The 12356-nt window shown below is 38.3% G+C and carries 10 protein-coding genes and 1 pseudogene; 8 read left to right on the top strand and 3 right to left on the bottom strand.

Annotated elements, in window-relative coordinates; genetic code table 11:
- Positions 1 to 68: 68 nt before the first annotated feature.
- The 4 genes from tsaB to tsaD are packed head-to-tail and all read left to right on the top strand — an operon-like array spanning position 69 to position 2801.
- Positions 69 to 791 carry a tRNA (adenosine(37)-N6)-threonylcarbamoyltransferase complex dimerization subunit type 1 TsaB gene (gene tsaB / locus RBL01_RS04805; protein WP_002326913.1) on the top strand — a complete coding sequence of 241 codons (723 nt, stop codon included), beginning with the start codon at positions 69 to 71 and terminating at the stop codon, positions 789 to 791.
- On the top strand, positions 775 to 1317 hold the full coding sequence (gene rimI, locus RBL01_RS04810; RefSeq protein WP_002293890.1) for a ribosomal protein S18-alanine N-acetyltransferase: 543 nt from the start codon (positions 775 to 777) through the stop codon (positions 1315 to 1317). The genes tsaB and rimI (RBL01_RS04810) overlap by 17 nt, the downstream gene beginning before the upstream one ends.
- A 6-nt stretch (positions 1318 to 1323) precedes the next feature.
- Positions 1324 to 1788 (top strand): ribosomal protein S18-alanine N-acetyltransferase, encoded by a 465-nt coding sequence (gene rimI / locus RBL01_RS04815; protein WP_002293888.1) that lies wholly within the window; start codon positions 1324 to 1326, stop codon positions 1786 to 1788.
- The gene (gene tsaD / locus RBL01_RS04820; protein WP_002293887.1) at positions 1785 to 2801 is read left to right on the top strand and encodes a tRNA (adenosine(37)-N6)-threonylcarbamoyltransferase complex transferase subunit TsaD; all 1017 of its coding nucleotides are present in this window, start codon (positions 1785 to 1787) and stop codon (positions 2799 to 2801) included. Before rimI (RBL01_RS04815) ends, tsaD begins: the two co-directional genes overlap by 4 nt.
- 607 nt (positions 2802 to 3408) lie before the next feature.
- Here tsaD and RBL01_RS04825 read toward each other — a convergent pair.
- The gene (locus tag RBL01_RS04825) at positions 3409 to 4110 is read right to left on the bottom strand and encodes a Crp/Fnr family transcriptional regulator (protein WP_002319000.1); all 702 of its coding nucleotides are present in this window, start codon (positions 4108 to 4110) and stop codon (positions 3409 to 3411) included.
- A 459-nt stretch (positions 4111 to 4569) separates the two neighbouring features.
- On the opposite strand from RBL01_RS04825, the gene arcA reads away from it, so the two are divergent.
- The 4 genes from arcA (at position 4570) to argS (ending at position 10082) form a co-directional block, all read left to right on the top strand.
- On the top strand, positions 4570 to 5799 hold the full coding sequence (gene arcA / locus RBL01_RS04830; protein WP_002288439.1) for an arginine deiminase: 1230 nt from the start codon (positions 4570 to 4572) through the stop codon (positions 5797 to 5799).
- A gap of 90 nt (positions 5800 to 5889) precedes the next feature.
- The gene (gene argF, locus RBL01_RS04835; RefSeq protein WP_002288437.1) at positions 5890 to 6909 is read left to right on the top strand and encodes an ornithine carbamoyltransferase; all 1020 of its coding nucleotides are present in this window, start codon (positions 5890 to 5892) and stop codon (positions 6907 to 6909) included.
- Positions 6910 to 7023: 114 nt separating this feature from the next.
- Positions 7024 to 7971: a carbamate kinase gene (arcC, locus tag RBL01_RS04840; protein ID WP_002339976.1), complete on the top strand. Its 948-nt coding sequence runs from the start codon at positions 7024 to 7026 to the stop codon at positions 7969 to 7971.
- A gap of 419 nt (positions 7972 to 8390) precedes the next feature.
- Complete coding sequence (gene argS, locus RBL01_RS04845; protein WP_002326914.1) at positions 8391 to 10082, top strand: arginine--tRNA ligase; 1692 nt, start codon at positions 8391 to 8393, stop codon at positions 10080 to 10082.
- Positions 10083 to 10427: 345 nt separating this feature from the next.
- On the opposite strand, the pseudogene phnX reads toward argS, so the two are convergent.
- Both phnX and phnW read right to left on the bottom strand, forming a co-directional pair.
- Positions 10428 to 11212 (bottom strand): annotated as a pseudogene (gene phnX / locus RBL01_RS04850) (phosphonoacetaldehyde hydrolase).
- On the bottom strand, positions 11205 to 12296 hold the full coding sequence (gene phnW / locus RBL01_RS04855) for a 2-aminoethylphosphonate--pyruvate transaminase (RefSeq protein WP_002326915.1): 1092 nt from the start codon (positions 12294 to 12296) through the stop codon (positions 11205 to 11207). The pseudogene phnX and the gene phnW overlap by 8 nt, the downstream one beginning before the upstream one ends.
- Between the last annotated feature and the right edge of the window lie 60 nt (positions 12297 to 12356).

A 12356-nucleotide genomic window follows, 5' to 3' on the forward strand; every position in this document is an offset into this window, starting at 1 on the left:
TCATCCTCAGAATAAAAAAGTATGCTACAATGGAAGGCGAGAATGTCATAGCAGAAAGGATCAAATATATGATTACATTAGGAATAGATACTGCAAACCAAACTTTGGCGATCGGTGTGGTAGAAGACGAACAAATTCTTGGACAAATACAAACAAATATCAAACGCAACCACAGTGTAACACTGATGCCTGCAATCGACCAATTGTTTGCAGATCTTCAAATAAGTCCAAAAGACATTGACCGAATCGCGGTTTCTGATGGTCCCGGTTCTTATACAGGGCTTCGTATAGGTGTAACGACAGCAAAAACGATTGCTTATACATTAGATAAAGAGCTAGTAGGAGTATCTAGTCTGAAAACCATCGCGGCTAATTGCATCGGTGTGAATAAAATTATTGTGCCCATGTTTGATGCTCGAAGAAAAAATGTATACGCTGGGGCATACCGCTGGAAAGAAAATAGATTAGAAACTGTACTTGAAGATGTACATATTTCTGCTTCTGATTTGTTCACACAACTACAAAAGCTGAATGAAGCTATTTGTTTCGTCGGGAGTGATTGTCACAAATTCTTCTCTGAAATAAAGGAAATATTGCCTAGTGCGACGATTAATACAGTTCCAGCATGGGATATTCCAAGTGGTGTAACTGTGGCTCAATTAGGTACTTTAGCTGAACCAGTTGCAGAGAAACAAGCTTTTCTTCCTCGCTATTTAAAACGAGTAGAAGCAGAAGAAAAATGGTTGGAGACGCACACACCTGGAGACGAAAGTTATGTTGAAAAAATTTAGAGCGTATGCCAGAAGCTTTTTTCAAGATAAAATGATTTATACAGAAAAAACAATCGAACAAATCGATCGTCGTTACGTACTAAGAGAATTGACTACAGAAGATATCAAAGAGCTGCTGGATGTCGAACGAGAAGTCTATAATGGCGAATTGCCATGGACAAAAAGTGCCTTTATATCAGAATTGAAGTCACCGCTTCCTCATCTATATCTAGGTATCTTTGATAATGGAAGAATGATTGGTTTTATCGGTTCAAGAGCGTTCGGTTTAGATTGCCATATCACGAATATTGCCGTTCGACCGGCATATCAGCGTAAACGAATCGGTTCGCTGCTTATTGACGAAATCGAGAACTTTGCTATAATGAATCGCTGTGAGACGATGTCATTAGAAGTGCGTATGAGTAATCAAGATGCACAAAGACTTTATCGGAAATTGGGGTTTCAAGCAACAACGATCAAAAAAAGATATTACACTGAAACAAAAGAAGATGCGTTGGATATGATAAAACTTTTAGAAAATGAGTGAGATTAGTTGATTTGCAGAAAAAAAGATTTTGATGAAGCGTACTTGGCAGAATGCGTATGGATGATTAGCGAAAATGCTTATCCACATGGTTCACCTTGGACGAAAATGCAGTTTTTGGCAGACATCCAACAGCCTCACTCTGATTATCTGCTTTTAGTTGAAGATAACCAGATCTGTGGCTTTATTGGATACTCGAAAGTAATAGATGAAGTCGAGATCACAAATATTGCTGTTGCAGTTTCAGAACAAGGAAAAGGGCATGCACGGCATTTGTTACAATTACTGATTACGGAACAAATAAAAGATTCGCTGCATGTTTTTTTAGAAGTACGTCTATCTAATGAAGCAGCAAGAAAACTTTATGAATCAGAAAAGTTTCGTATATTAGGTAAACGGAAATCATATTATCGCAATCCGACGGAAGATGCGATAATTATGAGCAGAAAGTTAAAAACGGAGACGATGAAATGAATGAAGAATTGATTCTGGCGATTGAATCAAGTTGTGATGAAACGAGTGTAGCGGTCGTTAGAAATGGAACAGAGATCTTATCTAACATCGTTGCTTCTCAAATAAACAGTCATAAACGTTTTGGTGGCGTAGTTCCTGAAGTAGCTAGCCGCCATCACGTAGAACAAATCACCTTATGCTTGGAAGATGCACTGGTAGAAGCTGGTGTGTCGGCAGAAGATTTATCGGCAGTCGCTGTCACTTATGGACCAGGACTTGTCGGCTCGTTGCTGATTGGTATTTCTGCAGCTAAGGCTTTTGCTTGGGCACACCAATTGCCGCTTATTCCTGTAAATCATATGGCAGGGCATATCTATGCAGCCCGTCTGGTTAAACCATTCCAGTTTCCATTGATGGCACTTCTTGTTAGCGGAGGACATACAGAATTAGTCTATATGCAAGAAGATGGATCATATGAAATCATTGGGGAGACAAGAGATGACGCAGCAGGAGAAGCTTATGACAAAGTTGGAAGAGTATTAGGTCTTTCTTACCCAAGCGGAAAAGAAATCGATCAGCTAGCTCATCAGGGAAAAGATAATTACCATTTTCCACGAGCGATGATCCATGAAGATAATTATGATTTCAGTTTTAGCGGATTAAAAAGTGCATTTATCAATTTGGTGCATAATGCACAACAGCGTGGAGAAGATCTAGACAAAAATGATTTAGCAGCTAGCTTTCAAGCAAGTGTGATCGATGTATTGATTACTAAAACACTTCGAGCTTGTCAAAATTATCCAGTCAAGCAACTGATTGTAGCTGGAGGTGTAGCGGCCAATCAAGGGTTGCGTGAAGGATTGCAGGATGCTTTGGCAACTAAACTCCCTGAGGTAGAACTAGTGATTCCCCCTCTTCGACTTTGTGGAGATAATGCTGCAATGATTGGAGCAGCAGCACATGTGGAAATGCAAAAAAGAAATTTTGCTAGCTATCAGTTGAATGCTGATCCAAGCTTGGTTTTATCTGAATAAAGAGGTTGTGAAAAATCTGCCCTGCATCAAGTAATAAGAACAGCCCAGGAAAAACGGCTTCTCATGTTTTTGACCTGGCTGTTCTTATTACCGCGTATGCAAGCTTTTGAACGCCGTTTAATCAAGAGTTCGTAAGCCTGTCGTTTAACTCTGATTCACAAGGAACAATTTCAAAAAACAGCGCCTCATGTTTATGAACATTATGACTTGTGACCGAAGAGTTGACAGGTACACACCGTTTAATCGAAATAAGGGCTGTGACACGCTTTTGTCAAAGCCCTATTTTTACATACTTTTAATCATTATTGTTATTTTGCTATTTTTTACAGCTTATTCATCATTATCCGTTCCTCTGATTGCCTCTCTGATTAATCGTTTATTGTCGAGGAATATCGAATAATCTAGGTCGGATGAGGACAAGACGCTTCCTCTAGTTAATCTATCAGTATTTTTTGCAAACAGTGAATATTACATAACTGAAACACACATAGAAAATCTTTGAGTCTTGCCCAGTGATCTAAAACTGCCGGATCTTTCAGAAGTTTTAGGGAGGAAAATAAGCAGTGACCCTGATATTTATCAGGGTCACTGCTTATTTTTGTTCGCGTTATTCTCTCATAGCTGGAGTAGTAGCTGTCTTACAGAAAGTAAAACGCTTTTTGTCATAATCTAACAGTCCCGAATCACGTAGTTGTTTGATTACTTGTCCAGCAGTTTCACGTGTCGTGCCGCTATTCACTGCTAATTCTTTTAAGGTGATCGGATAAGGAATGGTGATATGACCATCTTTTGTTGGTACGCCCAATTCTTCTTTCAAAATGAATAAATTTTGTTTTACCCGGTCAAAGGCGCTAGAGGTCAATCCGATTTGGATACGCAATTCATGTATTTCAACTACTTTAGAAATTTTTTGTATCATATAGATCAACTGTTCGGGATTTTTTCGTGCTAATTTTTCATAGTAGGAAACAGGAAGGTAGAATGTTTCAATATCAGTCAGCGCTTGAGCTGTATAAGTGTAGGTCTCTTCTCCAAACATTCCTGACATAGGAAAAAGGTTATTTGTATTCACATAGTCATAGTAGTAATAAGTTGCACTTTCATCATAACGTTCTAAACGAACGAGTCCTTTGGTCAAGATATACAACCGTTGTCTGGGATCACCATCGTCGAAAAGGATCTGTCCTTTTTTATAAGAACGAAGAACAGTATGTTCCTTGATCTGTTGGAACTCTTCATCCGAGAAATGTTCAAAATCAGGTTGATATCTGAGTTTTGAAAAGTGAAAATCGATTTTATTAACACGCATTAAAAAGTCCTCTCCTTATTGTTCACTATATTTATTGTCACTTTTTTTAAAGAATTTGTAAAGTTTTAACATACCAACATTAGAAACAAGTTTTAATACTTTACAAATATAATTTGTTATTATGTAAAAAATATACAATGGTATTGAATAATTTGTTTTGAAGCGAATGATTTGCGTATAAAAAACAACAATAATACATATAGTAAACGCTAACAACGCTAATATAATTTATTTTTTAATTTATTCAAAAAAATTTTTTAAATGAATAAATATTTTTTTGAAAGTGTATACAGAATAAAAAATGAATAAATTACGCTTAAAAATAGAAAAACGTTTAATTATTTAATTATCGAATATTAATGTGAGGAATGTCTCATTTTGAATGAGACAAAATTATGAAAGTGATTACAAAAGGAGGATATCCTATACATGTGATCAAAAAGAAGGAGGCAACACAACATGGATAAACCTATTCACGTTTTCTCTGAAATAGGGAAATTAAAGACAGTTTTACTGAAAAGGCCTGGACAAGAAGTGGAAAATTTGACACCAGATATTATGGATCGTCTGTTGTTCGATGATATTCCATATCTTCCGATTGCTCAAGAAGAACATGACAACTTTGCAAAGACATTGCAAAATGAAGGCGTCGAGACTCTTTACTTGGAAAAATTAGCGGCAGAAGCGATTGACGCAGGCAATGTCAAAGAACAATTCTTGAATAAAATGTTGGATGAATCTCATATTGCATCGAATGCTGTAAGAGAGGGTCTTCATGAGTTCCTTCTATCAATGGAAACGCAAGAAATGGTAGATAAAATCATGGCTGGGGTTCGTACAAAAGATATCGAAGTACGTTCTAGCAGTCTATACGATCTGTCAGCAGACGATGACTATCCATTTTACATGGACCCAATGCCAAACTTGTACTTTACACGCGACCCTTCCGCATCAATGGGAAATGGGATGACAGTCAATAAGATGACTTTTGAAGCACGTCGTCGTGAATCGATGTTTACAGAATATATTTTGAAACATCATCCAAGATTTGCAAATAAAGGAATCGAAGTATGGTTGGATCGTGAAAATCCAGATCATATCGAAGGCGGAGACGAATTGATCTTAAGCGATAAAGTAGTAGCTGTTGGGATTTCTCAACGAACTAATGCGAAAGCTTTAGAAAAATTAGCACGCCACCTATTCGCAAAAAATTCAGGATTTGAAAAAGTGTTAGCAATCAAAATTCCAAACAACCGTGCAATGATGCATTTGGATACCGTATTTACAATGGTAGATCACGATAAATTCACTATCCATCCAGCAATTCAAAGTAAAGACGGTAAGATGGATGTCTTTACAATCGAACCAGATGGTGATGATATCAAGATTACTCATTCAGATAACTTACACGAAACGATGAAAGCTGCTCTTGGATTAGATGATCTTGTACTGATCCCAACTGGTAATGGAGATGAGATCGTTGCACCTCGAGAACAATGGAATGATGGATCAAACACATTGGCAATCGCTCCAGGTGTTGTAGTCACTTATAACCGAAATTATGTATCGAACGAATTGCTTCGTAGCTATGGCATCAAAGTGTTAGAAATCAATTCAAGTGAATTGTCACGAGGACGTGGTGGTCCACGCTGCATGAGCCAACCACTTGTCCGTGAAGACTTGAAGTAATTTGTTTCCTGACGGCAGTCTTACTGTCAGCTGCCGTCGGGATTTCCTCTTTAATCTTAAATAAAAACAATCTAAAGGAGAATGTTTAATATGAAAGAATCAGTATTCCAAGGAAGAAGCTTATTAGCAGAAAAAGACTTTACAAAAGAAGAATTACAATATTTGATCGATTTTTCAGAACACTTGAAAGACTTGAAAAAACGTGGTATCCCACATCACTATCTAGAAGGAAAAAATATTGCGCTTTTATTTGAAAAAACATCTACACGTACTCGTTCTGCATTTACTACTGCAGCGATCGATCTAGGTGCACATCCTGAATATCTAGGTGCAAATGATATCCAATTAGGTAAAAAAGAATCCACAGAAGATACAGCTAAAGTACTAGGACGTATGTTTGACGGAATCGAATTCCGTGGATTCAGTCAAAAAATGGTAGAGGAACTAGCAGAATTCTCTGGTGTTCCAGTTTGGAATGGCTTGACTGATGAATGGCATCCAACACAAATGATCGCTGACTTTTTAACTATCCAAGAAAACTTTGGAACAGTAGAAGGTATCACTGTTGCTTACTGCGGAGATGGTCGAAACAATATGGCTAACTCTTTATTAGTCACAGGTGCAATTTTAGGAGCGAATATGCGTATCGTTGCACCAAAAGAATTACAACCTGAAGAAGAAATCGTCAAAATGGCAGAAGGCTTTGCTGAAAAATCCGGTGCACAATTGATGATTACCGACGATGTTGATAAAGGTGTAGACGGAGCAGACGTCCTTTATTCTGATGTATGGGTATCAATGGGTGAAGAAGATAAATTCGAAGAACGTATCAAATTGTTGAAACCTTACCAAATCAATATGGAAATGGTAGAAAAAACACACAACACAGATCGTTTGATCTTCCTGCACTGCTTGCCAGCTTTCCATGATACAAACACTGTTTACGGTGAACAAATGAAAGAACGCTTTGGCATCACTGAAATGGAAGTAACAGATGAAGTCTTCCGCAGCAAATATGCTCGTCAATTTGACCAAGCAGAAAATCGTATGCACTCAATCAAAGCGATCATGGCAGCAACATTAGGTAACTTGTTTATCCCTCGCGTTTAAGCATAACCACATTCATCTCACGAAAAAACGAGTCAGCATTGAGGGAAAATCACAAAACGCTGGCTCGTTTTGTTATCTAGAAAATTCGGTAGAACTGAAGAAAGGACGAATGAAATGGCCAAACGAAAAGTAGTTGTCGCTTTAGGGGGCAATGCCATCTTGTCTACGGATGCAAGTGCAAAAGCCCAACAAGAAGCGTTAATGGAAACAGCAAAGTATTTAGTGAAATTTATCGAACAAGGAGATGAATTGATCATCTCCCACGGAAATGGTCCGCAAGTCGGTAACCTATTGATTCAGCAGCAAGCTGCTGATTCTGAGAAAACACCGGCAATGCCTTTAGATACATGTGTTGCAATGACAGAAGGATCTATCGGTTACTGGTTACAAAACGCCATGGGCGAAGTACTGAAGGAAAAAGGGATCGATAAAGATGTGGTTTCTTTAGTCACTCAAGTTATTGTGGATGAAAATGATCCTTCCTTCAAAAATCCAAGTAAACCAGTCGGTCCATTCTACACGGAAGAAGAAGCCAAAGAACAAATGAATGCTGACTCCACTGTGACATTCAAAGAAGATGCTGGACGTGGATGGAGAAAAGTAGTCGCTTCCCCTAAACCCATCTCGATTAAAGAAGCACGTGTCATCGAAACGCTGGTCGATCAAGGAGTTATCACAGTCTCTGTTGGTGGCGGTGGGATTCCTGTTGTAGAAACAGCTACTGGATTAGAAGGACGAGAAGCCGTAATCGATAAAGATTTTGCTTCAGAAAAATTAGCCGAAATCATTGATGCGGATTTGCTGATCGTATTGACAGGAGTAGACAATGTGTATGTCAATTACCAAAAACCAGATCAAAAGAAATTAGAAACTGTTACTGTTTCAGAAATGAAACAATACATTGATGAAAAGCAATTCGCTCCAGGAAGCATGCTTCCGAAAGTAGAAGCAGCTATTGCATTTGTTGAAGCAAAACCAAACGCTAAGGCAATCATCACTTCTTTAGAAAATATCGAGAATCTTTTAGCTTCTGAAGAAGGAACGATTATCGTAGCTAATTAATTTGTTAAGTCTTTCGTATTTACGAAATGATTTATAGCTATCCAGGTGGTATTTCTTCTCCTTTAGGCCATCTGGATTGTTTTTTTATGAAACGACTAGCCTTTCGTTTTTTTTTCTGATATAATTCAAGAAAGTTTAATAAGACTAAGATTTGTTGAACAAGAGAGTACTTGTATCATTCTTGGCTAGCGAATTCGGAAGTGGTGGAAGCCGAATGAAGAAGATACAACGAAGCGCACTTGGAGAATTCTGTTTTAAACAGACGGTCGTCTACCGATATCAGATGGAGCTGGTCCTTTTTTAGGACAATTGGAGTGGTACCGCGGGAAATCTCGTCTCTAGTGATGGCATACTAAGTATGCCGTCGCTAGAGATTTTTTTTGTTTAACAATCAAGGGAACACTTTAGGAGGAATAAAGATGAATAATAAAGATCTTGTCGCAAAAGCTGTCTATGACGCTGTCAAAGATGATTTAACACTGGAACAAGTCGAACAATTACTAGAAAATCCAAAATCAGCTGAACACGGAGATGTTGCATTTCCAGCCTTTTCATTAGCAAAAGTTTACCGAAAAGCGCCACAGCAAATCGCTGCAGATTTAGCAGAAAAAATCGATTCTGCCAACTTTGAAAAAATCGAAGTTGTCGGACCTTACTTGAACTTTTTCATGAACAAAGAACTTATCAGCAAAAAAGTTTTGCAAACAGTAGTGAAAGAAAAAGAACATTATGGGGATAGCAATATCGGGAATCAAGGAACAGTACCAATCGACATGTCTTCTCCTAATATTGCCAAACCAATCTCAATGGGACATTTGCGTTCGACAGTTATCGGTAATTCGATCGGTTTCATTATGGAAAAAATCGGTTATCAGCCAATCCGCATCAACCATTTAGGTGACTGGGGAACACAGTTTGGAAAACTGATCGTCGCTTACAAAAAATGGGGTACAGAAGAAGCTGTTAAAGCAGAACCAATCAATGAATTGCTTCGTTTATACGTCCAATTCCATGAAGTAGCTGAAACAGAACCAGAATTAAATGAAGAAGCTCGTGCTTGGTTCAAACGTCTGGAAGAAGGCGATGAAGAGGCTATTCAATTATGGCAATGGTTCCGTGATGAATCGATGAAAGAATTCAATAAAATCTATGATCTGCTGGAAGTACATTTCGATTCGTTGAACGGTGAAGCTTTCTACAATGACAAGATGGATGAAATCGTCAAACTTTTAGAAGAAAAACATTTGCTGAACGAGGATAAAGGTGCAGAAATCGTTGACCTATCTGCTTATGACCTGAATCCAGCGTTGATTAAGAAGTCAGACGGTGCGACACTGTACATTACACGTGATTTAGCTGCTGCATTGTACCGTAAACGTACTTACGACTTCAAACAATCTCTATATGTAGTAGGGAATGAACAAAGCTATCATTTTAAACAGTTGAAAGCTGTCTTGAAGGAAATGGGCTTTGACTGGTCTGACGACATGCACCATATTCCATTTGGTTTGATCACGCAAGGTGGTAAAAAATTATCAACTCGTAAAGGAAAGATCGTCTTATTAGAAGAAGTATTAAATGAAGCAATCCAATCTGCTAAAGAACAAATCAGCGAGAAAAACCCTGATTTGGAAAACAAAGATGCTGTAGCTAAACAAGTTGGGGTTGGGGCAGTCATTTTCCACGATTTGAAAAACGATCGACTGAATACATTTGACTTTAACCTGGAAGAAGTTGTTCGATTTGAAGGAGAAACTGGACCTTATGTGCAATATACACATGCTCGTGCAGTCAGCCTGTTGGAAAAAGCAGGATTTGTCCCTTCAGAAACAGCAGACTATGCATTGAATGACGATACCAGCTGGGAAGTGGTTAAATTAGTTCAAAAATACCCTGAAACGGTCTTGTCTGCTGGGGAAAAATACGAACCGTCAGTGATTGCGAAACATGCAATCAAATTAGCACAAGCATTCAACAAATACTATGCTCATACGAAGATTTTAGCTGATGATGAACAAAAAGAAGCACGCTTAGCTCTAGTTTATGCAGTGACTGTATTATTGAAAGAAGACCTTCGTTTGCTAGGACTTCATGCACCAGATAAGATGTAAGAAAAAGAGAATGTGAAATCAGCGTTCTGATCCGAGTATTAGAGAAACAAAAGAGAAAATAGCTTTTCAAATTTTATCGTTTTTTGAGCAAATACCGAGAGTCAGCTGAATGAACACCGTTTAGTGGAGAGGTTGTCTCTTAAACACTGTTTGTTTGCAAATAAGGGGACTGTGACAAAAGTCGTGTCACAGCTCCCTTTTTTTTTCGAATAAACGGTGTTCAAAAGCTTGCATCTGCGCTAATAAGCCTAACCAAACGAAAAATATGAGGAGCTATTTTTGCTTGGCTGTTTTTATTACTTGATACAGGACAGCTTTTTCACAACCTCTTATTTTGTATAAAAGTCATTCTGGATTCTTGTCAGCGTACAAAATGTATTCTGTTAACTCTTTTAAATTGTTTACACAAATATCAGCGCCGGCTTGTTGGAATCTAAGAGCAACAGACTGTTTTAAACGATCTTTTTCCCCATCTCTAATTTTTGGTACTCATCATAAGAAATCCCCATTAGCGAACTACCTTCAATTACACCTACTGTCAACACTCCGGCATTTTTCCCTTCCTGGATATCTGAGACCGTATCTCCGACTTTGATTACTTCATCAACCGACTTGTTTTTGAAGTACTGCATGTTTTTATGGATCATATAAGGAAACGGTCGACCATACCCTTCGACGTCTTCAGAAGTTGCCATGAAGTCTGGTGAATACCTTTCTTTTTTTGCGGTTTCTGCTACGATTGTCATCATAGGAGCATTAAATCCAGTCGTGGAACCAATATTGATCCCAGCGTTTCTCAACCGTTCGATCGTTTCCAATGTGTCGGGTTTCAAGGTAGAATGCTTGACCAAATCTTTAAACAGATAATGTTCAAATTGTTGATACAATTCCTCCACCTCTTTTTCCTGAGGTAGTTGTCCATAAATAGCTATCCATTGTTTTTTGACAGAAGGGAGGGAAAGAAGCTGTTGGATATGATCCCATTTTAATTTTCCCATCGGTTCGCGGATTTCTTTGTCAGTCAGTTGGATTCCTTTTTCTAGAAAAGCATTTCTAAAAGCGTGGACAGGAGCCATACAGCCAAAGTCCACAGTTGTTCCTGCCCAATCAAAAATTACAGTTTTAATCATTAACGTTCTCCTTATAGTCTTTGATAATTGCTGTCAGTTCCAAAATATCTTCCGGATAGATCTCGCCAATATTTCCGATACGAAAACATTCATGATCGCTGATTTTCCCGGGATAGATCACAAATCCATTTTGCTTTAAATACTGATAAAAATGATTAAAATCAAATCGCCAGTCCTTAGGGTAAAGAAAAGAGGTGATGAATGGCCCCTGATATTCTTGAATGAAAGGCTGGAACCCCATCTCTGTCATTTTTTGTCGTAGCACATGATTATTGGCGAGATAACGTGAATATCGAGTTTCGATTCCTCCTTCTGCCTCTAGTTCCTTCAGCGCTTGTTGAAAAGCCAAAACCGTATGGGTAGGGGAAGTGAAACGCCATTTGCCATTCTCGTTTTCCATCACGCGGTACTGGTCATATAGATCAAGTGACAAACTTCGGCTAACATTTTTTCGTTTTTCCAGTTCCGCTTTATTAGCAAGTACAAAAGAAAAGCCTGGAACACCTTGAATACATTTGTTTGAGCTGGAAATCAAAAAATCAATCCCTAGTTCGGCTACACAAATCGGTATCCCACCAAAGCTTGACATCGCGTCCACTATAAACAAAAGATCTCTTTCTTGTGTGACAGCAGCAATCTCTTCCAAATTATTCAAAATACCGGAAGTAGTCTCGCTATGGACCATTGCTAGTGCGGAGATAGACGGATTCTCTTCAATCAGCTGTGTAATCACATGAGCTTGGAGGATTTGATGTTCCGATACCTCATAAACGGTATAGTTCAGTTTCAGACATTCGCACATGTTGATCATTCGTTGTCCATATGCGCCGTTTGAACAAATCAGTACAGTATCTTCTGGCCTGATCACAGAACTTAATACCGATTCTACCCCGAAGGAGCCGCTACCTTGCATTAAGACCGTTGTGTATATTCCTTCCGATACTTGAGCAAGATCCAATAATTTTTTTCTTATCCATTGTGTAATTTCTTTGTATTCTTGATCCCAAGTACAATGATCGATCAGCATAGCATTTTTCACTGTTTCAGAAGTCGTCAATGGTCCAGAAGTTAATAATTTATACATATGATTTCCTTTCATTTCTTTTTTGAAATACACAAAGAGCAAGAGGGAGCGTCAATAATT

The organism is Enterococcus sp. SB12 (assembly GCF_030910025.2).
Lineage (GTDB): Bacteria > Bacillota > Bacilli > Lactobacillales > Enterococcaceae > Enterococcus_B > Enterococcus_B faecium.